This window comes from Phormidesmis sp. 146-33, assembly GCF_052939515.1.
Genome location: NZ_JBJPHU010000116.1, coordinates 1 through 20,999, shown reverse-complemented (window position 1 = coordinate 20,999; position 20,999 = coordinate 1). Strand labels below are relative to the sequence as shown.

Below are 20,999 nucleotides of genomic sequence, written 5' to 3'. Positions count from 1 at the left end.
GGATCGATAGCTTTCTTGTCCATCCCCTCAACTAAAAACTGTCCGAACCATTGATTATCTGAGTTTCACAGAATTGATGGTTTGTGTCGGCTTTAGTGCGTTGATCTTTGTCTGGATTGAGCTTGAGAAACTGTTTATTCGCTGGTTCTCAAATCGTCGCTCAGGGTGATATCAATAGCGGATGTAACGTGAAATAGATCTGAAATTGATCTGAGGTTGCATCCGCTCTATAATTTCTAGCAAACCGTCTTCCTGGAGCAGTTTGTATGAGTGGAGTTATTGTCTGGTTAGCCGAAGCGATCGCCGAAATTATGGCTGGGTTTATTGCTGAATTGATCACTCAGATAGTTACAGACTTTTTAGTTGAAGTGGTGCGAGAAACAATCGTGGTCTGGGCGATCGAGCTATTTACCGAACTGCAAGTGCAAGTGATGAATCTATTTTGGGGTGGAAAGCGCTAGAGATCAGCGGTGTGTAACTTCAGAATTAGCCCTTAATCAGCCTTTCCAGGTTCACATCTGTCCTGCCGCAAAGATTTGTTCAGCCGTCAGGGTCAAATTTGGGAAAGTGGGGGAAACGATCGTAGCGTTGCCTCGAAACTGCTGTTCTTCGTATTCCCCTTCAACTAACTGATAAACAGAAAGCGTCGGCTGTTTTGGAGAGCCAATATAGCGTCTGCCGCCCAGTCCTAAATAATCGACGATCCAATACTCCGCGATACCGAGCGCTTCATAGTCAGCGAATTTTTTGTGATAGTCATCCCGCCAGTTGGTGCTGACGATTTCAATGACTAGCGCGGCGGATTGCCCTTTCGTAATCACCGACTCCTTTGCCCATCTGGGGTCATCCTCGATCGTTTGCCGATTCAGCACGATCACATCCGGTTCATAACCAGACTCTCCATCCTCTGAGCGAACTACGCATTCTTTGGGAACAAAATAAGGGAGTTGGAATTGTCGAATCAAGATTCCTGCTTCAATCACAAGAAATCCTCCGATATCTGAATGCTTGCCTCTCGCTTTTGGCATCTCGACAATAACTCCATTGCGTAATTCGTACCGAGTGTCTGAGTTCTCTGGATACCAGGCGATAAACTCATCAAAGCTGATAGGTTGTTGTAGGGCTTGCATCATGGGATAACCTCTGGGCGCGATCGTCGTTCATTCGACAGGACTGATACATTCTAGAAAATCCAAGCAAAAGAATACTTCTTTTCGATAATTTATTATACGATTCTGTCACTTATTACACGATCGTACCGCCTAAAGCACGAGTGGGGAGGGTTACAATTCAGCTAATCCCCCTAATTTCCGTTGCTTATGTCAGTGACCGTATTCTTTTCCTACTCTCACAAAGATGAAGCCCTGCGAGATAAGCTGTCTGAGCATTTGAGCATCTTGAAGCGGCATCAGGTCATTCAGGATTGGCACGATCGCCAGATTGGTGCAGGGGCAGAATGGGCAACCGAAATTGACGCGAACCTGAATGCGGCCGACATTATTCTGCTGCTGATTAGTTCGTCGTTTCTCAATTCAGACTATTGCTGGGGAAATGAACTGCAACAGGCGATGCAGCGTCACGAAGCGGGAGAAGCCTGTGTAATTCCGGTGATTTTGCGTCCGGTAGATTGGCAAGGCGCACCGTTTGGTAAATTGCAGGCGTTTCCCAAAGATGCGCGTCCAGTGACGTTGTGGGAAAACGAGGATGCAGCCTTGATGAATGTAGCGCAGGGAATTCGTGTCGCGGTCGAGAAGATTGCTCAACACAAGAAAGCATCGGTTCCTTTGGAGTTGCGCTCTATGGTAATCGCACCGTTGTCAAAACCTCCTGTGATGGAACGTCTCCTAATCGAAGATAACTTGTCCTCAGAAAAAGGAATTGACTATAAGCCACTGCGAGACATGCTGAAAGCTGGCAAATGGCAGGAAGCGGATCGAGAAACATTAAGAGTGATGTGTGTAGCAATGGAGCGGCAGACAGAAGGCTGGTTGCGGGAGAAAGACGTGCAGCAATTCCCGCGTCAGGATTTACGGACGATCGATCAACTGTGGGTGGAATACAGTGAAGGAAAGTTTGGCTTTAGTGTACAAAAGCAAATTTGGCAGGAATGCGGCAAACCAACGACATATAACGGCAACTGGGAAAAGTTTGGCGATCTGGTTGGATGGCGCGTGAAAAAACAGTGGATAACTTACCTGGAGGATGGTGTAACCTTCAACACCTCCACACCTAAAGGACACTTGCCTTGGGTGTTTTTTGTTGGGTTTGTAGGATGGAGAGGGTTAATGGTTAGGTGGGTTGGTTTCGGTGTTAATTCTCTTCTCTCGCGCAGAGACTTGTGAATTCTTTGATGTTGGCTTGCACTTCTTCCAGGGTGTCTCCTTGAGTTTGACAACCTTTAAGCTGAGGGCAGTAGGCATAGTAGCCACTCACATCTTTCTCGATCACAACATTGATTTGATAAGACATAGATTTTGAAGAAATTATATAAAGTTCTGGCGCGACGGTATTTACTCATCTTCGTTCACTCCATGATGAAGGCTGCGTGAATATTAGAAACGTTTAAGCGAAACTCACTTCTCTTGAAGCAAAACTTATGAATGGGCAGCCAAACATAGGATTCGGGCAGGCAAACACAACTTCCGGGCGAACAAATACAGCTTTTGCCTTGAACGAACATTAGATCTGCCTGAGCGATCGCAGCTTTTGCCTGAACGAGCCTTGGATCTCACTAATCCCCCGCCGATCGAATCTCTCGTTCAAGCCCTTCGCGTTCCCTGGCTAAACAAGCCTCATTGAAAGAACATGGACTTCACTCTCTGAACCTGCCCCTTTGCAATGGGTGAAACTTGTTGAATAGGGAAGCGCCTCTGATGTTTGGCATGACGACCCACCCCTTTAGAGTCCGGACGATGGAGAATCGATCGAGCAATGATCACGAAGCTTGATTCTTACGTGAGTGGCGAGAAGATGGCTACTCTGAAAACTTTGCAGACCAACAACGCTTGACGGATTGAAGTCGTCTGCTAGAGTAGTGGGCGATTTTGAACATCGAATGAGAGGGCAACATGGCGAAGTGTGACTACTGTGGAACCAACATTCTATTTGGCGGCACTCAAGCTTATGGCTATCGGTTTTGTAATCGCAGATGTCAGCAAAATGGCTACTCGCTGGTTGCCGCACAGGAGATCCCTGAAGACCATTTGAGAGAGCAAGTCAGACTGTTGCATCAGAGTGCGTGCCCGCGCTGCAAAGGACAGGGGCCAGTCGATGCTCACACCTCTCATCGCGTCTGGTCAGCATTGGTGCTAACGTCTTGGAGTAGCAGACCTCACATTTGCTGCCGAAAGTGTGGACGCATTGAACAATTAAAAGACAGCTTGCTTTCGCTGTTTGTGGGCTGGTGGGGCATTCCCTGGGGATTGATTATGACCCCGATTCAAGTGGTGAGAAATGTGATGGGATTTTTAGGCGGCCCAACCCCCACTAAACCCTCAGATGAACTGTATCGATTAGTTCAAATCAACATTGGCGCAAAGATTCTTCAGTCTCGCCAGTGAGGTCAGGGATGCAGGTAAAATGCGGTGCCCAACATAGCATAGGTCATCAGCAACAAAACGCCTTCTAGCCAGTTGTGCCGACCATCGGTACTCACCGAATTTGTCATCACCACCGTAATGCCCACGCCAACCAGCGAAAAGGTGTCAAAGGCTAGATTCATCGGCTGACCAATAAACCAGCCCACCAAGACCAAAATCGGGGCAACAAACAAGGCAATTTGCAGACTGGAACCGATCGCGACCGACACCGCTAAATCGACTTTGTTTTTGAAGGCGCAAACCCCGCAAGTAATGTATTCCACCGCCGCCCCAAACAATGGTAAGACAATCACACCCATGAATAGATTGGTCAATCCCAGCGTTTCGGAGGCCGTCTGCAAACTGCTGACTAGCACCTCAGAGACAAAGAGGAGAACGATCGTTGAACCCAACAGCAAACCAGCATTCACCCAGAGAAACTTCTTCCCGCTTACTTCATTGCCATAGCCCTCTGGTTCGGCATCTTCTTCTTGTTCAAAGAGATACTTGTGTGTCCGCATTGAGAACAGCAGCATCAACGCATAAAACGACAGCAATAGAATTGAAGCCGTGTAAGAAAGGCGATTGTGAACTTCAATATTCAGCGTTCTTGAGGTGAATTGCAGGGCGGCAGGTGTGAGTAGGAACATGACTGCCAGGTTCAGTGACCCCGCATTAAGGCGAGAAACATTGGCGCGGCGCAGATTCACCTGTACGTCTTTCTTTTTAAACCGCACACCATTTAGTAAAAACGAAATGCCCAACCCGACTAACAGATTAGCAATAATCGAACCTGCCAAACTTGCTTTCACAACATCAATCATGCCTGCCCGCAGTGCCACGATCGAGACAATTAATTCCGTCGCGTTACCAAAACTAGCATTCAACAAACCGCTGAACGAGGAACCAATGACGGTTGCGATCGCTTCCGTAAAGTTAGCAATCCAGGCAGCCAGAGGAATAATCGCCAGCCCTGCTGTGATAAACACCACCATCGGATCAGCATGGGCCCAATCCAGAGTTAAACAAATCGGCACAAACACCAACATTTGCAGCAAAAAGCGGTCTTTGCGTGACATCGTTTTCGCCCACTCTAGATGAGCGATCGCGTCTTCTTCACTAAAGTTTGGCTGTATTTTTTGAGTCATGGTACATTCCTATTGCCGAGTCTCTGACCTTCCTCCTGGCATGTCAAAAACAGCCCCTAAACTCTCAAAGTCTAAGAGGATGTTTGAAAAGTGTTTCTTCTAACGTTTCAGAGTTTCGATACCCTAAATCCCCCTTCAAAAGGGACTTTGACGGCTTGTTCCCCCTTTTTTAAGGCTGCCGTGTACACACACGTCGATCGATCTGTCATTGCTGAGATCCTTCGCCCCCTAAATCCCCCAAAAATGGGGGACTTTGAGCCGTCGTCCTGGCTTTGAACTTTGGAAATCTTTCCTTGGTCAAAGTCCCCCAGACTGGGGGATTTAGGGGGCTGAAGCCGCCTGAAACGAAGCGATAACGACTTGTGTGTACACGGCAGCTTTTTTAAGGGGGCTGGGGGGATCTCCAGACGATTTGATGCTTTTCAAACATCCTCTAAGGGCCAAAATGTTTTAGAGATTAAACCTCGATCGCTGTCCTCCCGCTGTTTCGGGCTTGATCAATCGGACTGTTGATTTGCACATGACGCTCAACTTCGATCGTGTAGTAGCATTTGGTGGCTGGCTCATAAAACCAGGCAATGCCTTCAGGATCTTTGGACTGGCTCCAGGTCGTAAAGTCAGAACTCGATCGCTGACGAGTTAAGCTTTGAGTCGCAATGCCAAACCGTCTTGCCAGGTCAGATTGTTTCATCCTGCCCAGAGGCGCGGGAAGTCGGGGTGAAGATACTTCGCTGGAGCTTGTGATCACTACTGCATCAATGTCTTGGGCAATCTGATGACCATTGGAGGTAGAAGGAACGACCAGATCATCAGCAGGTTTGTTGGTTGTGGAAGGTACGATCGCTTCTATTTCTTTCACGAGGCCCTGACCGTTACCATTTGTAGTTCCGTGACCGTTGGAGGTAGCAGGAATTACGGAATCGACTTTGCCATTTGTGCTGATTACCGTTTCTATATTCTTCGGGTTCCCATGACCGTTGGAGGTGGTAATCGCAACAGAACTCACATCAACGGTTACAACGTCACTCTTAGCAGTGGGAGCGGTTGGTTTTGCTTGACTGAGATTATGTTCTGCCACATCTTTGAGCCGTTGTTCTTCATCCGCGATTTCGGCAGCGCTGAGTTGGTGTCCCATTGGAATCTCGCTACCAGGGCCCATCAGTGGACGTAGACCATTGAGTTCTGCCAGAATTGCCGTTCCATTGTTGATCACGACGGCTAGTAGTGGATCGAGCGCAAAGAAGATCCCGGAAAGCAGAGCGCCTAAGTTAGGAGCAGCCACGATCGCCGTGTTCTGCCAGATAATATCCATTGCTTGTCGGGCACATTTGACCGCCATCATTAAGCCGCGCAGGTCATCTTCCATTAAGACCACATCCGCCGTTTCTCTCGCAATATCTGTGGCACCTGCAAAGGAGATCGACACATCTGCATAAGCCAGAGCCGCCGAATCATTGATCCCATCGCCACAGAATGCTACCGTCTTGCCGCTATCATGTACCGCTTTGACCACTTCTACCTTCTTCTCAGGGAAAGCTTCTGCGTAGACGTGTTTGGGATTGATGCCAAGGTTGTTAGCGATCGAGTGGGCGACCCGTGTCACATCCCCCGTCAGCATGTGAACCGTAATGCCCATCCGCTTGAGTTCACGAATCACTTCCTTACTTTCGGGACGAGGGGGATCGCTGTAGCGAATTACGCCGAGTAGCTGTCCATCCCCTGCGACATAAACAAGCGACTGTCCGCCCGCAAGTCCATCGGGATAGCGAATGCCATAGGGTTCTAAATCGACATTTTCCTGCTTCATAAAGCGCGGACTGCCGACTAGAATTGTCATGCCGTCAATCTTGGCAACCGCACCCAAACCGACCTTATATTCCCACTCTTCGCATTCCTTGAGCGCCACGCCCGTGTCTTTGGCATGGTGAACGATCGCTTCTGCAATTGGGTGGGTCAAGCCTTTTTCGGCACTGGCAGCATAACAGAGAATTTCGTCTTTGGTGAAGTTGTCCACCATAACATCAATGTCATTCACGCCTGCATGTCCGATCGTCAGCGTCCCGGTTTTGTCACAAACTACAGTGTCGATTTTTGCCAAGATTTCAATGGCTCGACCACTCCGAATCAGCACTCCATTACGAGCGGCATAGGTGAGAACTGAAAGAATTGTAGTTGGCACAGAAACCCGAATTCCAGTTCCAAAGTCTAGTGTGAGCAGGGCGATCGCTCGATTCAAATTTCCACTCGCCAGCCCTACACCAGCCCCGATCAACAGGGTCGGAATTACCATCTGGTTTGCCACGGATGCCGCGTAGTTTTCAACCCGTGTGTCATGCACAGGTGCCGCCTGCATTAAGTTGACAATTACTCCTGCACGAGTGTTGTTACCGCAGCGTTCGGCCAAAATGGTCAAAGTACCATCTACTAGTAGCGTCGAGGCAAAGACTTCTTCTCCGATCGTGCGCGTCACCGGAACCGATTCCCCTGTGAGTTTGCACTGGTCGAGGATGCCTGTTCCTTCTAGCACTACACCATCAACCGGAATTTGATCACCGGGATAGACCACCACATGATCGCCTACAATCACTTCCTGAGTGAGAATCTCAACCACCTGACCATCTCGAATTACAAAGGCCGTCTTGCCCAGACAGTCAAGCAGATCCAGGGATGCCCGTTCGCTACCGCGCGCCGTCATATCGCGAATCGCCTCGCCCCCTTCGACCAGACCCAACATAAAGGAAGGTGCAAAGAAGTGACCTGTGGCGGTGTGCAGTGCGATCGCTAATCCATCCAAAAAGTCGATGGTTAACTGTTGTTCTTGCTCGATCGCTTCCCAGGCGCGTTTGAAGACCGGAATGGCACCCACAAAGACCACACCTCCAATCAAGAGCGGCGGAATCGGTGCACCAGCCATCGCAGCCAGACTGAGAATCAAACCTGCTGCGGGAAAGCCTAATCGTTCTACCCAATCAATCTCATTGTTAGCTTTTTTGTCTTCACAAGCCGCAGCAACTAGCGCCATATCAACCGCAGTCTGAGGCGCATCTTGAATCATCCGAAACAGCTTTTCTTGAACGATCGCAATCTGAGCCGCGCTGTTTTGATGTTGGTATTCGACAATTAAGGAATTTGCTGCCGGATTGATGCGCGTTTCGTTGACAAAGCTGAGAGAGCCGACCAGATATTTGAGCTTTTGAGCATATTCCTCATCCCTGGAGAGGCGGGGAATCCGAATGCGGAACCGTCCAGGCATCCAATGCACAATTTCGTAATGTATGTTTTCAACGGTTACAAATGAGTCTGTCGCAAATGCAGCAACCATGAGATTCTCCTAACTTGGGATGAGTGAGTGAGCAAACCTGCATCAGTGCTAGGAAAGCCGAATGTAGGAAAGCGGAATATAGAAAAGCTAAATACATGCTGTGAAGCAATCGCCGTCATCGAGAGTGCTGTTCTGATGAATGCGATCGTTCGTTTGAGAACTCGACTAAAGACACTTCCCCAGAAGGCGCTTAAGCCGATGATTCAAACTCGTAGTCTTGGGCGTTGCTGAATCAGGGGATGAATTGCCCCAAAGCGGCGGGAAACCCAAGGTTCAAAGTCCCCCATTTTTGGGGGATTTAGGGGGCGAAAAGATGGACACTTCTCACAGATTCATCCCTCCAATCAGCAACGCCCAAACTCGTAGTCTTGAATGTGTGAAGCCTGACAGCGTTCTCTAGTCGATCGCTGAGTCTCGAAAGTATCCTGAATCTCTAACAAAAGACATTGAGCTAACAAAAGACATTGAGTTAACAAAAGACGTTGAGTTATTAATCGAGTTATTAATCGCTCAAAGCTGTTGCTTACGATTTAAATCTCAATTAACCATGAGTCTACAACAAACTCTGGAATTGAAAAATGGAATCTTTATGAAGACTCGATAGACAATCGTGATACCAGTTTTGCAAATGACTACGATAAGCTTCTTGAAGCGTTTGTGAATCTGAACTCTACAACTTTGTGAATGCTCTGTAGAGAGGTTTTGCAATGGTAATCGTCAAAAAACTAAGAAAACTGGCTCATCAATAACAAGAAGTGACGATCGACATATTTTTCGACTTCTTGATGGGTGAAGTTATAGCCGTTTTCTTTGCCGATCTGGACTGCTAAATGCACAAAACTCGGTCGATCGGCGGCGGCTTTTAGTCTTTCGGTCAAGACTCGATTGCGTAACACCAGCTTATGAAATTGCTCTACCTGTTTTGACACGATGACCTCGCTGTTTTCTCGTCAATTTTCTCTCGTCAAGCAGTCTGTAAACTCGTTCTAGGTGCCAGGTCAGCGTGCTTTTCTATCATGCTTGTGATGCAGCAAAATGAATCAAATGAGACGGTCATTTGACATCACAATAAAACGAATTAGAAGCGCTAATCGAAAACCTGGAACAATCCTTCTAACCCCAAACAAGCATTGTTGAGAACCGTTTTTGTGATTGGTTAGAAGAATACTGAAATCTTATCGCACCTAGTCTTAAGATACAGTGAAGTTTCTTGAAGCAACTGGCTAAAAACGCCGAATTATTGAAGCGATCCCTCACGATTTACTTGCAGCGATCGCGCCACTCGAAATCCAATGCCGCTGCCTCCCGTGTCGGGCTGATTCCAGTGTCGCTGCGCCGATCGACATAATCCCGGTAGACAGTACCATGCGCCGCCTCGCAAAATCCGATAAGTGCCGCCGTCTTCATCTTCCCAAGGCTGACCATTCAGGGGAGCGCCCTCATAATTTTCGTGCCAGTGATCCGCGCACCATTCCCAAACGTTGCCGTGCAGGTCATAGAATCCAAAAGCGTTAGGCGTTTGAAAGGTGCCGATCGCCGTGGTTTCTTGCCGATATGCACCCGATAAGCCGTTACCGTAGGTGTAGTTGCCGTCAAAGTTGGCTTGATCGGGGCTGATCGTGTCGCCAAAATAAAAGGGGGTGGTCGTCCCGGCGCGGCAGGCATATTCCCACTCGGCTTCGCTGGGGAGGTGGTAAAGGTGCCCGGTGTGCGCTGAAAGTCGATCGCAAAACTCGATTGCGTCATACCAGGACACTTGCTCAACGGGGCGATCGTCTCCCTCAAAGTTAGAAGGACACAGACTGAGCGATCGGTTGATTTTGGGCAGGGCTGCGACGACTCGCCACTGAGCCTGCGTCACCGGAAATTTCCCCATCGCGCAGGGAGCCACGATCACTTTGTGATGCGGACTTTCGTTCCTGTCTCGCTCGGCTTCGGTATCGGGTGACCCCATCCAAAAACTGCCGCCGGGGAGGGCGATCGTGTCGAGAGAAATGGTTTCGGCGATCGGGTCGGTGAGGAGAGAGGAGAGAGGAGGGAGGAGGGAGGAGGGAGGAGGGAGGAGAAGGAGGCAGGGGCGGCGTGTTTAGGGTTTGGATGAATTGGTCTTGTTTGGACTGGAGTTGGGCGAATTGGTTTTGTAAATAAACGACGATCGTTTCTCGTTCGCGTAGGGTTTCTGCCCAGGTTGTGTTTTCGTACAGCGCCTGGTCTAATTGGGCTTGGAGATGTTTGGCTCGATCGTGACTTTCTTGAAGCTGGCGCTGGATTTGTTGAAGTTGAAGGACGTGCAATTTGGCGGATTTCCAGAGTTGTTTTGCCCACTCCAGTCGGGTGGCTTCTTTTTGAACGACTTCGGGCACCAGACCGATCAAAAAGGGTAACGCCTGAAGCTCCCAATCACAAGAGGGACAGCGATTGCTCTGGCCGTCTACTTTTGTTTGACAAACAGGACATCGAGGCATGGCGGCTTAAGGGTGAGGAGTGATGCCCTTAGAATAAGCTCTTTTTTAAATTGCCTCCCCAACTCTTAACAGCGCTTTTCAAATGGTGCAGACTTCCCACCATGACCATAGACGATGAGCAATGATCCAAAACGACTCACTCAAGTGGGCACCAAAAGCATTTCCTAAGAAACCCCTTGAACTAGAAGTCTGGAAAGTCGTCCAGAATCGGGGGTTGGGGGAGCAGAAGCTCTCAGCAATGAAGCCGAAAACTAGACCTCCTGCGTGAATCAGAATCGCCCTCATCCCCAACCCTTCTCCCTGGGGAGAAGAGAGCCAGACTCTCTTGTTTTCTCTTGTTCCCTCTCCTTGGGGAGAGGGCTAGGGTGAGGGTAGAGTATTCGTGCAGGAGGTCTACTCTATCGAATTCAGGTCTACTTTATGTTGTAACTACTATTCTTGCGACTATGATGCAGACCCAATTCTCCATTGAGTAACGTCCAATTTGTAGTGTCCAACTAGTGGTATCCAATTTTTCACGCGATCGCTACCGTCCCAGGTTTTATCTCGATCGAGGGCAATTGTTTTGGCTCTGGTTTCTTGACATCAAACTCCTTGGCAAAGGGATCTTGACCCGGATCAAATAGCGGACGAAAACTATTTAACTCGGCAAGCAACATCGAGCCGTTGCTGATAATCACACCCAAAATCGGATCGAGCGCAAAGACAATGCCAGCCAGCACGACGCTAATATTAGGAACCGCCACGATCGCAGTGTTTTGATAGACAATATCCATCGCTCGTTTGGCAATGGCGATCGCATGGGTAATCCCGCACAAATCGTCGTCTAGCAGCACGACATCAGCCGTTTCTCGTGCCAAATCATTGCCCGTCGCAAAGGAAATCGCCACATCTGCGTGAGCCAGCGCCGCCGCATCATTAATGCCTTCTCCAATAAACGCCACGACACGCCCATTGCTTTGTAGCCGTTGAATCGTCTCAACCTTGCCCTGGGGCATCACTTCCGCATAGGTTTTGTGAACCGAAATTCCAGTTTGGTTGCCACGTCTTCAGCAACGCCCTGATTGTCACCCGTGAGCATAAAGGTGTCGATCCCTTCACTTTGCAGACGTGGCACAACTTTGACCGCTTCTGGACGCAATGGATCGGTGTAGGCAATCACTCCCAACAGGCTGCCTGCTTTGGCGACATAAACGAGAGAATGGTGATTGAGGTTGGGATAGCGGCGATCGATGTCTCCGGTTTCTACCCCTTCCTGACGCATCAAGCGCGGACTGCCCACCAAAATTTGTTCTCCCTCGATTACGGCGACAATTCCCAGTCCGATGCGGTAGTCCCAGGTTTCGCAGGGTTGGGCTTGAATTTCTTTGGAGGCAGCGTAGCGCAGAATGGCTTTGGCAACGGGATGGGTATTTTCTTGCTCAACAGAAGCCGCCAGCCTCAATACATCCTCTTCTGAAATGGTGGGGTGAGCCGTCTGAATCGCAACCACAGCCGCATTTCCCTGGGTGAGCGTGCCCGTTTTGTCAAAGGCGATCGTATCCATGCGAGACAAAACTTCTAGTGCCCGGCCGCTGCGAATATAAATCCCATTACGGGCAGCGTAGGTGAGAGCCGAAAGCACCGTCGTCGGCACTGAGAGCCGAATTCCATGACTAAAGTCTAGATGCAGCGGAGCCAGCGCACGAGAGACATCGCCTGTCAGCGCAAAGATCAGTCCGCCTAATGTCAACGTGGGCGCGATCGCCATATTCGCCAATTTTGCAGCGTAATCTTCAACGCGGGTGTCATGAACGGGAGCCTGTTGTAGAAGTTGCACCGTGAGACCGACTCGCGTATTTTTGCCAACGCGCTTGACCAGGACACAAAGCTTGCCTTCGAGGAGCAGCGTCGAAGCATGGACGACTTGACCTTCGGAGCGAGAAACCAGCGTCGATTCTCCGGTCAGTTCATGTTCATCGACCAGTCCCATGCCGCGAAACACCCGCCCACTGGCAGGAATGCGCTCTCCGGGGTAGACGATCACCCGATCGCCCAGTTGGAGTTCTTCGAGGGGAATGCGCTGTTCTTGTCCCGATCGCTCGACTCGTGCGTAAGCGTCCAGCCCGCTAAACAAATCGAGAATCTGCCGCTCGTGCGATCGTCCTGTCGTGTCTCTCAGCGCTTCGCCCGACTCCATCAAACTCACCATCAGCGCGGGTGCTACATAGTCTCCTTTGACGGTGTAGAGCGTAATCCACAAGGCATCCAGGATGTCTGCATCCAGCCGTTTTTCTTTGATTGTGGTGTCTACGGTTCGCATTAAGAAGGGCAATGCGGCCGCTGTCACCAATCCGCCCAAAAGCAATCCTGGAATCGGTAAAGCTAACTGCTGCACCAATAGCGCCACGCCCAAACTTGTCATGGGCAACCCCAACCGTTCTAGCCAGTCAATTTCAGGACGAAGCTCTGTTTTGGTGACGATCGCTTCTAGCGGAATTTCTTCGGTGCTGGCTCGCTCTAATGCTTTTACCAAAGAGGCCTGTACCGTCTCGCTGTCAACGCCGACCTGGTAGTAAATTACAACAGAACTGGCTAAAAAATTAATCCGAACGCTGGTCACAAAGTTTAATGATTCGACAAACCAGTTGAGCTTGTGAGCATAGTCCGCATCGCTGCTTACACGAGGAACTTTAATCCGCACCCGCCCCGGAACCCTATGGGCAACTTGATAGCAAACGGACTGCGAAGCGGAAGAAATCGGTTTGACAACAGCATCAATGGTTTTGATAGCCATAAGGTTTAAATTGGCATCGTTGCCTTGTGTTAATTAACAATTTTTTAATTTTGTCGCTGAAAGTAGCCTGTCAAACGCAATTCATTTAGACAAGCCCCTCAAGGCTGATTATTACATCATCGGCTTGATCTGGTGGGGATGAGTCGCGTCTGGTGGCGATCGTAAAGGGAACTGCCAAAAAGTATTTCGTAAGGTAAAAACTAGAGTCAGAATACCCATTCATCATGAAGCGTTACTGAATTCGGGTATGAATTTCTAAACCTGCCCTCACCCTCTCCCAAAAGCGGATGAGACAAGCGTTCTAGCTCCCTTTTCCTGGGGGAGAAGGGTTGGGGATGAGGGCGAATCATTCCTCTATTCAGCAACGCCGAAGTACTACCTTACAGTGGATTTTGAGGACTGTAGCTGAGGCAAACTGATCGTGCTGTAGAGACTTCAAGAAGCGAAAATGCTGAATCAAAGATTAAAATTTTGCCTAACCTTCCTTTGACACTACCATGAAGTTGAATTTGGTCAAGCGTTATTAGAGGGGGCATTGCTGAATCGTGGGATGAATTGCCCCAAAGCGGCGGGAAATCCAAGGTTCAAAGTCTCCCAATTTTGGGGGATTTAGGGGGCGAAAAGATTGACACTTCCCACGTATTCATCCCTCCAATCACCAACGCCTTGGAGGGTTTCGCCCGATCGAGCAATCTGCTATATTGTCTAAGCATTAAAAATTCCCGTCTAATCCATTATGAACACCGTCCAGAGATGAGTTTTGCGATTCCTTGATCGAATGATTAAATGGGCGCTACCGTAGAAGAATAAGAAATCCTGACCTCGACAACCGATTCATTAAACAGTCCCGCCCTCACCGTCTTTGCCGACCTGAGCGCCTTAACAAACCCTTAAACCCCGTCCACTTATGTCTCTCATCGCGATCGATAAAGTCACCATCGGGCAAAACCGACGCGCCCTGAAGGATCAAAAAGTATCTGAACTGATGCAATCGATCCAAACAAATGGACTGCTAAATCCCATCACGCTCGATCAAAATCTTACTCTGATTGCAGGACTCCATCGCCTCACCGCTTGCCGACTGCTGGGGTTTACCGAAATTGAATGCAACGTCGTTAACTACACCGACCACGATCGTACCCGTTTAGCTGAGATTGACGAAAATCTGATCCGCAACGAGCTAGAAGCCCTCGAACGCGCAGAGCTTTGGCTAGAACGCGACCAGATCCTCGATCGCTTGGGCTTGCGGGCCCGATCAGGAGACAATCAATATACTCAGCGAGGCAGTGTACCCGGTTCACCCCCTCCCAAAACCACGCTGGAATTGGCCAAAGAGACAGGCTACAACGATCGTACCTTTCAGCAAGGCAAACAGATCGCCAGAGACATTGCGCCAGAGATCAAACAAGAACTGCGAGGAACGGCGATCGCCAAAAGTCCCAAAGCGCTGCTCAAAGTGGCCAGAGCCGGGAGCGACGATCGCAAACGCGCCGAACAGGCCGAACAAGCCCTGCGAGAAGCCACCGCCCACCGCCGACAAGCCGAAGCAGACGAGCAAGCCAAAATCGCCGCCGCCGCCAGAGCCAAACAAAAAGAACTGCAACTCGTCGCCCTTCGCAGCACCGAAGCCGAAAAAGCCGCCAGGTCAGCCACTCGCAAATCTCAGCGCAAAGAGGCGATCGTCTCTGATCACCCCACCCCTGAAATTCAGATCGGAGATGAGTGGCTACTTGAAAGGCATTTGGTCTACTGTGGCGACACGGCCAGCGAAGACTTTATTGATCGCCTCCCGTCGGATGCTGCTTTGGCCATCATCACGCCCGATCGCTGGCAGCATGACTATCTCGCCGACGAAGCCCGCATTGTCGCTGTAATCTGCTCCGAAGGCAAAATCTTTGAACTGTGTCAACAGCAGCGAATGCCGTTTCGATTTGAATTGTTAGTGGGCAAGCTCTATATCGCCATTTTCTCTCATCATCCGATTCTCAAGCCTGAACAATCGATCAATGTTGAAGGAATTGAGGGCATCGTCACCTATCTGGTCAGCCTTTACACCAAGCCTGGAAATTTTGTAATCAATCCCACCTTGGGCGAGGGTGAAGTGCTGATTGCCTGTGAGCGCCTAGAACGAATCTGCTTTGCCGGAGACGATCAGCCAGAACGCATGAGTCGATCGCTCGATCGCTGGAGAAAATGGACAGGAAAATCAGCTAAAAAGGTTGACATCTAGTTCATTTCTAATAAAACCTAATCCAGTAGGGCGATAAAAGAGAGAGATATTGATTAAAGGTGATGATTCTCTCTTATCTGGGAATGTTCTTCACAAAACTTTTACTTTCCTCCTCAACCTTTGGGGTAGACTAATACTTAATAGCAAGTGACTCCCCCATTTGGGCACTGCAAAGCTACCGCTATCAAAGCTTTTTTATAAACGTTTCATTCTGATTGGTCTCTTTACTTGATCGACCAGCCTACCCAGACTGCCTTTGGCATTTGTTAAAAACGTTCGCTGCATTTCAGCAGTTTTAATCAGGTTTCTGAATAGTGACAACACGGCTCAAGCAGTCTGTTTGCCCCTCGCCCCCAGCGCTGGCGCAGATTTATCTATGAGCGATCTGCTTTGGATATTTTCCCCTCAATTTCTCACGTAATTTCTCAGACCTACAGTAGTTTTTGATCAGAGTCACAACTCGCTTTCTAGTTCGACTTGTGGACGCTGCTCTTGCTGTGCTGGATAACCCCCCGGACGAAACCCATGAATCTCAATTCACCCCCTTGATCGCATCGCTCCTCACTGCGATCGTCGTTTAGAGGCAGCCGAGGACTGTTGCTCAACGCACTCAACAATTTAGACTCCCGTGGTCGGATTGGACTATCTGCCATGTTCGGAATGCTGGTTTTTCTGGCTTTACCTGACGAGATGCAGTTAGAAAGTTGCATTTTGGGAGGCTGGATTGCTGGCGTTGTCTGTTTTCTCGGACTAGTGTTGCTGATGATGAGTCGTTGGGGTCGTCGGAGGGCTGATTTGAGATTGTTTTTGGGACTACTACCCAGACTTCTGACACTTTTTGTAGACATTTTCGCCACCAGCATCAATGTTAGTTCAGCGCTTCTGCAACCCAACTGAGGATACGATCGCTACAGCACGATGAACGCAGAATCTAAAGTTCAGTATTGCTAATCAACCACAAGACTCACGATCGAAACAAATCTTCTTCAATAATTTTGAATAGGTTTTGAATAGGTTTTGGATAGATTTTGAATGGGTAGAGCAATCACTAGAAAGTAATCTCCACAGACCATCATTACCCATCCCTCCTCCCTCCTCCCTCCTCCCTCCTCCCTCCTCCCTCCTCCCTCCTCCCTCCTCCTCACACCTTCAACGGAGCATTCCCATGACTCATCTTCTGTCTTCATTCCTCCTCTCTACTTCCTCAAACGTTGATAACTTTGCGGTTGCAGTCGCCTATGGCGTTAAAAAACTCAAGATCGGCATTTTTAGTAACCTGTTAATTGCAGTTGTGTCAGCATTAGGAACCATTCTCTCGCTCTCGGTCGGAAATGTGATCAGTCGCTATCTACCGGGCCCTGTCGCTAATGTTTTGGGGAGTAGCGTGCTGATTGTGATTGGCATTATCGGCATCTGGGACACATTGGAGCGTGAAAAAAAGAAAGCCCGCGAGAAAAATAGAGCTAGAAAGATGACACGATCGCTCGTTGCGGCGGGAATTCACTCGTCTGACTATTCCGAAACCTATGGCGATGCGGCTGTGATGCAATCTGACACCACGCTGTTAGATGACATTGCCTATGAAGGATTTTTGGAAGACCCGGCAAAAGCTGACCTCGATCGCTCTGGAAACATCGACGTAAAGGAATCGATCGCCATTGCCTTTGGTCTCACTATCAATAACCTGGGAAGCGGAGTCGGCGCAGGTATTTCGGGCTTGAATATTGCCATCACTACAATATTGACCTTTGGATGTAGCATTCTGGCGATTGTGGTTGGATACTTTCTAGGCGATCGGCTCACTGCCAAAATGACCGGAATCTCGGCAGGCGTACTATCGGGACTGCTCATGGTGATCTTGGGCGTTTATGAATACTTCATTCCCTAAAATCTGTAGCTTGATCGAGGCGGTGTTTTTCTCCCTGGGGGAAAGCCGTAAAGTACCATCGTCTCGATCGCAAACTCAGCCGGGGTGTCAAACTCAGCGTTCTGGGAAATAGAAACCAACACACAACGGTTAAAGAAATCACTCACCTTGAGCAACACAGTGCTGAATGCGAAAGAAATCGCTTTTTCAAGAAGATTCGCCTACACATTGATGAGGTGGACTAACCAGCATGGGATTACTTCGCTTTGGCAACAGATCAATCACATTGTTGAAGCTGCTGAAAAAATCCTGAAGTGCCTTGGCTGACTCGCCTGTAAACTCTAGCCACTCATAGTGATAGAGACCTGGAGAAGGCACCTCTTGCTGGAGCAAAGAAGCAGTCGGCACCGCAACTAGCAGCGACACGCCTGCCTCACCAGAACGAGTTTGCCCCTTTAAACGGACGGCCGCAATATAGGACGTGTTGATCACGACATCTTCAACCTTGATGAATGCCATAGTGCGATGCCTCCAGAGTAAGTTTGTGTCAGAGAACGTAGAAAAATATGGGAACAGAAAGCGATCGCCGTTCAATTGCGATCGCTTTTAGGTTCGAGCAGAATAGTGGCTGATTAAGCGTTAGTTTGTTGAATCTAGACGATCGAATTGAGTCTATTGATCAGGTCTAAATTGGCGTTGGCTAAAGGTGGATTAGAATTCGATCATTAGTCACGAGGCAGCTAGAAACTTAAGACAGTTTTATTCCTCAACTCTAAAAAATCAGCCAGGTTGGATGCCTGACGTTTTTTGTTTTTAGCCAGCAACCTCAATTAACATCGAAAACTCTCACACGCTTTGATTCACTGAATAGACATCTCTATACAATTGGATTATAGAGTAATGAACCCATCCGTTTGAAGAGTTTCCATTCAGTTCTTCCTAACCCTGGATTAACGAAGACTAATGGTTAAGATCTAGGTGCGAATGTGCTCAATCTGATCATTAGATTAGACTCTATTCTTCACGATCTGCCGACATCGATTTAATCATCAACTTCCCATCAATTTTAGAAAAGATAGATAGGTTAATGTTGCATTATTAAGCAAGCTTAAGAAAATCAAGAAACCGATTTCTAAACAGAATTTGTTGGTATTATAAATGAACTACCTCTCAGGTATCGGTAAGAAAAAAGAGGTGACCAGGCTTTAAGAGATTCAACAAACTTTTGGTTCTTGTCACCGACTTCTCACATCACTTTTCTACCTCGTCATTCTTTCTTGATCACGCCTCACAAACCTCGATACAAACCATCATCAGGCTTGTATATTAGTGGTCGATCGTTACAGGGTAGATAACTGTGTGGGTGCCGTCTTGTTCATTCTATTTATGGAGATTGATGACCCATGTTTGAATTAGAAGCTTTGATGTTTGGGCTGGAGCCGTTGACTGCGATCGCGGTGGGCGTTGGGGCCGTTGTGATGGTTCCTGTGGTGAGTGCGGTGGATTCAATGACCGGAAGTAACCTCTCCGAATCGACAAGAACAGTTGCTAAAGATGGCTTGGTGTGGGCGTTTGAAGTTTTTGATAAAGCACAACACACCTTTGCAGAAGCGAGTGAATCTGTCCAAGATCTGATTGCGGAAGCGAAGGCTGATCTGGCCGACTCAAAGAATGGTTCTGAAGATAAAATGCCTCGCGAAGTCACGATCGGTTAATACAGTCAAGTCGTAAAGGAAATTCAGCTAGACGAAACATTCTAATTTAACGTTCTATCCTGATTCACGGCTCTTCTGAAGTGGGGATAGAAGTTAACAACCAAGGACGACTCTGGAATCGAAAATGCCTACTGAGAACTGGTGATATCCTAAAGTCATCAGTTCTTTTTTGTAACGATTTCTAGATAGTTTCGATCCAATCAATCTACTCTACTTATCGCGTGATTAATCAAAGCCTGAAGTCAAGAACATTGAGAAGAAAATCTAAGGTTTTGCTCGTTTAATCAGGATAAGTGGTTTAATTCTAATTAAGAAAGAACTGCTCACCCTGTCAATTTTCTCGACCCTACAAAAAGGTGAACTAGGCAAACTTCTTAAGCATTCTCTCGCTTTTGCGAATTTGATTTATCTTCAGATCCGATCGCAGGTTTCAGTCCATTCAACAATACCCATCAACAATACTCAATGGAGACGTTATGATTGAGCATCCAGATTTTCTCAACATCCGTAGACTTGCGTTTCTTTTAGTCGCTCCCCCGATCGCTTTGCTTTTGACTTTTAGCGCGATCGAGGTTTCCTGGCACCAGATGAGAGTTTGGCAGTCGGCAGGGGTTTGGTGTACTCAGACAATGCCAGATGGCCAAATGAAACTCTACGGAAACGAGTGCAAATCACCACACTAGTTGAGCAGTTAGAATCGAACCCGCTAAATCAAATTGCAATCAGATCTCCTGCTTTAATAAGTGGGGGATTTTTGCTTTTGCAGTGATTCAGGATTGTAAATTTAGATCGCAAATTCAGGATTATTCTCGTCCTCGTTCTTGGTGGGGTGGCACAGATTTTCATCCCTCCTAGCCCCCTTGAAAAGACGTGAATTCGATGAAACTTTCGCTACGGTGATTAATCCGGGCAGCCCTCTAAACCCCCACGAGTGAGGAACTTTGCAGTCCTGAGAAGTTTTTTTGCCTTCTAGAAGCCTTTCTTTCTCAAAGTCCCCCAGATTGGGGGATTTAGGGGGCGAAGCCTGTCGGCGATGCTAGATCGATCGACTTGTGTGGACACGGTAGCCTTTTTAAGGGGGCTAGTGAGATTTAATGGATGCAACTTCACCGAAAACTCCCTACTGTAAACTCCCTACCGTGTCGGTTGAAGCTGAGAATCTGCCTGGACGATCGCATAAAAGCATTTTGTAGCTGAGTCAAACCGCCAGGGCGTTCCTTCGGGATCTTTTTGCTGGGCCCAGGTTGAGAAATCGGGCTTTGATCGCCAACTCGTCAAAGCTTGAGAAGTCACCCGCAGTCGTTTCGCCAGTTCGCGCTGATTGAGTGTGTTGGCAAAGGCGTTGAACATGGGCGTTCCTGCGGAGATCGCTTTCAAAGTTTGAGAACGACGATCGCGCGATCGCGGATCAAAGGGACGCGCCCCATTCACAAACTCAGCCACAAAGGCCGAACTGTTGTTTACAATCACATTCAACACAGGATTTAAGCCCAAGAACATTCCCCCGCCGATCTGCATCAAGAGATTGGGAGCAACAATGATTGCTGTGTTTTGATAGACCAGACTCATCGCGTGTTGAGCGATCGCAATGGCTTCGACCAATCCCTGCACATCACTTGAAATCACAACATCTGTCAATAGCTCAGAACTTTTTGGATGGGAAAACGAGATCGAAACGTTTCCAGAATCGCACCCCGCAGCCACCGTTTTGCCCTGATGTTGAAGCCCGCAAATTAAGCGATCGAGATTATTAGAAGAAGCGTCTGCCCAGACGTGATCTGCTGGAATGCTTAAAGAATTGGCTTTCACACTCGCTTTAGACAATGGTTCAGATGTGATCCAATAAGTGCCTATCCGAAAACTTGAATTGCCCTGACGACAATACAAGCACAGGATAA

General features: G+C 48.4%; 19 protein-coding genes. 8 read left to right on the top strand and 11 right to left on the bottom strand.

What is annotated here, in order from left to right; all coding sequences use genetic code 11:
* Positions 1-266: 266 nt before the first annotated feature.
* Positions 267-461, top strand: a complete 195-nt coding sequence (locus ACJ2PR_RS29290) for a hypothetical protein (RefSeq protein ID WP_446879624.1) — start codon at positions 267-269, stop codon at positions 459-461.
* A gap of 51 nt (positions 462-512) precedes the next feature.
* On the opposite strand, the gene ACJ2PR_RS29285 is transcribed toward ACJ2PR_RS29290, so the two are convergent.
* Entirely contained in the window at positions 513-1,133 is a 621-nt protein-coding gene (locus tag ACJ2PR_RS29285; protein WP_446879623.1) for a Uma2 family endonuclease, read from the bottom strand.
* Positions 1,134-1,319: 186 nt separating this feature from the next.
* On the opposite strand from ACJ2PR_RS29285, the gene ACJ2PR_RS29280 reads away from it, so the two are divergent.
* Positions 1,320-2,342, top strand: coding sequence for a GUN4 domain-containing protein (locus tag ACJ2PR_RS29280; protein WP_446879622.1), 1,023 nt, complete (start codon positions 1,320-1,322; stop codon positions 2,340-2,342).
* Here ACJ2PR_RS29280 and ACJ2PR_RS29275 read toward each other — a convergent pair.
* Positions 2,311-2,469 carry a type II toxin-antitoxin system HicB family antitoxin gene (locus ACJ2PR_RS29275; protein WP_446879621.1) on the bottom strand — a complete coding sequence of 53 codons (159 nt, stop codon included), beginning with the start codon at positions 2,467-2,469 and terminating at the stop codon, positions 2,311-2,313. The two genes, ACJ2PR_RS29280 and ACJ2PR_RS29275, sit on opposite strands and share 32 nt — an antisense overlap.
* Positions 2,470-3,068: 599 nt before the next feature.
* Here ACJ2PR_RS29275 and ACJ2PR_RS29270 point away from each other — a divergent pair.
* Positions 3,069-3,560: a hypothetical protein gene (locus ACJ2PR_RS29270; RefSeq protein ID WP_446871594.1), complete on the top strand. Its 492-nt coding sequence runs from the start codon at positions 3,069-3,071 to the stop codon at positions 3,558-3,560.
* Positions 3,561-3,562: 2 nt separating this feature from the next.
* Here the strand turns inward: ACJ2PR_RS29270 and cax are convergent, their stop codons facing one another.
* The 6 genes from cax to ACJ2PR_RS29240 all read right to left on the bottom strand — a co-directional run bounded on the left by cax (position 3,563) and on the right by ACJ2PR_RS29240 (position 13,289).
* Entirely contained in the window at positions 3,563-4,726 is a 1,164-nt protein-coding gene (gene cax / locus ACJ2PR_RS29265) for a calcium/proton exchanger (protein WP_446879620.1), read from the bottom strand.
* A gap of 457 nt (positions 4,727-5,183) precedes the next feature.
* On the bottom strand, positions 5,184-8,048 hold the full coding sequence (locus ACJ2PR_RS29260; RefSeq protein WP_446879619.1) for a heavy metal translocating P-type ATPase: 2,865 nt from the start codon (positions 8,046-8,048) through the stop codon (positions 5,184-5,186).
* A gap of 725 nt (positions 8,049-8,773) precedes the next feature.
* Positions 8,774-8,977 carry a Nif11-like leader peptide family natural product precursor gene (locus tag ACJ2PR_RS29255; RefSeq protein WP_446870222.1) on the bottom strand — a complete coding sequence of 68 codons (204 nt, stop codon included), beginning with the start codon at positions 8,975-8,977 and terminating at the stop codon, positions 8,774-8,776.
* A gap of 308 nt (positions 8,978-9,285) precedes the next feature.
* On the bottom strand, positions 9,286-10,002 hold the full coding sequence (locus ACJ2PR_RS29250) for a formylglycine-generating enzyme family protein (RefSeq protein WP_446879618.1): 717 nt from the start codon (positions 10,000-10,002) through the stop codon (positions 9,286-9,288).
* 1,026 nt (positions 10,003-11,028) lie between these two features.
* Positions 11,029-11,511 (bottom strand): HAD-IC family P-type ATPase, encoded by a 483-nt coding sequence (locus ACJ2PR_RS29245; RefSeq protein ID WP_446879617.1) that lies wholly within the window; start codon positions 11,509-11,511, stop codon positions 11,029-11,031.
* Positions 11,511-13,289: an HAD-IC family P-type ATPase gene (locus ACJ2PR_RS29240; protein WP_446879616.1), complete on the bottom strand. Its 1,779-nt coding sequence runs from the start codon at positions 13,287-13,289 to the stop codon at positions 11,511-11,513. Before ACJ2PR_RS29240 ends, ACJ2PR_RS29245 begins: the two co-directional genes overlap by 1 nt.
* 907 nt (positions 13,290-14,196) lie before the next feature.
* Between ACJ2PR_RS29240 and ACJ2PR_RS29235 the strand changes: the two genes are divergently transcribed.
* Positions 14,197-15,519 (top strand): ParB N-terminal domain-containing protein, encoded by a 1,323-nt coding sequence (locus ACJ2PR_RS29235; protein WP_446879615.1) that lies wholly within the window; start codon positions 14,197-14,199, stop codon positions 15,517-15,519.
* 597 nt (positions 15,520-16,116) lie between these two features.
* Positions 16,117-16,416: a hypothetical protein gene (locus tag ACJ2PR_RS29230; RefSeq protein WP_446879614.1), complete on the top strand. Its 300-nt coding sequence runs from the start codon at positions 16,117-16,119 to the stop codon at positions 16,414-16,416.
* 89 nt (positions 16,417-16,505) lie between these two features.
* Here the strand turns inward: ACJ2PR_RS29230 and ACJ2PR_RS29225 are convergent, their stop codons facing one another.
* Positions 16,506-16,706 carry a hypothetical protein gene (locus ACJ2PR_RS29225; protein ID WP_446879613.1) on the bottom strand — a complete coding sequence of 67 codons (201 nt, stop codon included), beginning with the start codon at positions 16,704-16,706 and terminating at the stop codon, positions 16,506-16,508.
* Here ACJ2PR_RS29225 and ACJ2PR_RS29220 point away from each other — a divergent pair.
* Entirely contained in the window at positions 16,685-17,407 is a 723-nt protein-coding gene (locus tag ACJ2PR_RS29220) for a hypothetical protein (protein ID WP_446879612.1), read from the top strand. The genes ACJ2PR_RS29225 and ACJ2PR_RS29220 overlap by 22 nt on opposite strands.
* A 186-nt stretch (positions 17,408-17,593) precedes the next feature.
* Here ACJ2PR_RS29220 and ACJ2PR_RS29215 read toward each other — a convergent pair whose 3' ends face one another.
* Positions 17,594-17,905: a hypothetical protein gene (locus tag ACJ2PR_RS29215; protein WP_446879611.1), complete on the bottom strand. Its 312-nt coding sequence runs from the start codon at positions 17,903-17,905 to the stop codon at positions 17,594-17,596.
* A gap of 884 nt (positions 17,906-18,789) precedes the next feature.
* On the opposite strand from ACJ2PR_RS29215, the gene ACJ2PR_RS29210 reads away from it, so the two are divergent.
* Complete coding sequence (locus ACJ2PR_RS29210; protein WP_446862174.1) at positions 18,790-19,101, top strand: hypothetical protein; 312 nt, start codon at positions 18,790-18,792, stop codon at positions 19,099-19,101.
* Between the two features lie 476 nt (positions 19,102-19,577).
* Positions 19,578-19,784 carry a hypothetical protein gene (locus ACJ2PR_RS29205; RefSeq protein WP_446862175.1) on the top strand — a complete coding sequence of 69 codons (207 nt, stop codon included), beginning with the start codon at positions 19,578-19,580 and terminating at the stop codon, positions 19,782-19,784.
* A 451-nt stretch (positions 19,785-20,235) separates the two neighbouring features.
* On the opposite strand, the gene ACJ2PR_RS29200 is transcribed toward ACJ2PR_RS29205, so the two are convergent.
* Positions 20,236-20,999, bottom strand: a 764-nt coding sequence (locus ACJ2PR_RS29200; protein ID WP_446879610.1) for a hypothetical protein, incomplete at its 5' end; no start/stop codon positions are given.

Excerpts from the sequence above, each read along its gene's own strand:
- ACJ2PR_RS29290 (WP_446879624.1), top strand. The coding sequence starts at position 267 with ATGAGTGGAGTTATTGTCTGGTTAGCCGAAGCGATCGCCGAAATTATG.
- ACJ2PR_RS29285 (WP_446879623.1), bottom strand. The coding sequence starts at position 1,133 with ATGATGCAAGCCCTACAACAACCTATCAGCTTTGATGAGTTTATCGCC.
- ACJ2PR_RS29280 (WP_446879622.1), top strand. The coding sequence starts at position 1,320 with ATGTCAGTGACCGTATTCTTTTCCTACTCTCACAAAGATGAAGCCCTG.
- ACJ2PR_RS29275 (WP_446879621.1), bottom strand. The coding sequence starts at position 2,469 with ATGTCTTATCAAATCAATGTTGTGATCGAGAAAGATGTGAGTGGCTAC.
- ACJ2PR_RS29270 (WP_446871594.1), top strand. The coding sequence starts at position 3,069 with ATGGCGAAGTGTGACTACTGTGGAACCAACATTCTATTTGGCGGCACT.
- cax (WP_446879620.1), bottom strand. The coding sequence starts at position 4,726 with ATGACTCAAAAAATACAGCCAAACTTTAGTGAAGAAGACGCGATCGCT.
- ACJ2PR_RS29260 (WP_446879619.1), bottom strand. The coding sequence starts at position 8,048 with ATGGTTGCTGCATTTGCGACAGACTCATTTGTAACCGTTGAAAACATA.
- ACJ2PR_RS29250 (WP_446879618.1), bottom strand. The coding sequence starts at position 10,002 with ATGGGGTCACCCGATACCGAAGCCGAGCGAGACAGGAACGAAAGTCCG.
- ACJ2PR_RS29245 (WP_446879617.1), bottom strand. The coding sequence starts at position 11,511 with ATGCCCCAGGGCAAGGTTGAGACGATTCAACGGCTACAAAGCAATGGG.
- ACJ2PR_RS29240 (WP_446879616.1), bottom strand. The coding sequence starts at position 13,289 with ATGGCTATCAAAACCATTGATGCTGTTGTCAAACCGATTTCTTCCGCT.
- ACJ2PR_RS29235 (WP_446879615.1), top strand. The coding sequence starts at position 14,197 with ATGTCTCTCATCGCGATCGATAAAGTCACCATCGGGCAAAACCGACGC.
- ACJ2PR_RS29220 (WP_446879612.1), top strand. The coding sequence starts at position 16,685 with ATGACTCATCTTCTGTCTTCATTCCTCCTCTCTACTTCCTCAAACGTT.
- ACJ2PR_RS29225 (WP_446879613.1), bottom strand. The coding sequence starts at position 16,706 with ATGAAGACAGAAGATGAGTCATGGGAATGCTCCGTTGAAGGTGTGAGG.
- ACJ2PR_RS29215 (WP_446879611.1), bottom strand. The coding sequence starts at position 17,905 with ATGGCATTCATCAAGGTTGAAGATGTCGTGATCAACACGTCCTATATT.
- ACJ2PR_RS29210 (WP_446862174.1), top strand. The coding sequence starts at position 18,790 with ATGTTTGAATTAGAAGCTTTGATGTTTGGGCTGGAGCCGTTGACTGCG.
- ACJ2PR_RS29205 (WP_446862175.1), top strand. The coding sequence starts at position 19,578 with ATGATTGAGCATCCAGATTTTCTCAACATCCGTAGACTTGCGTTTCTT.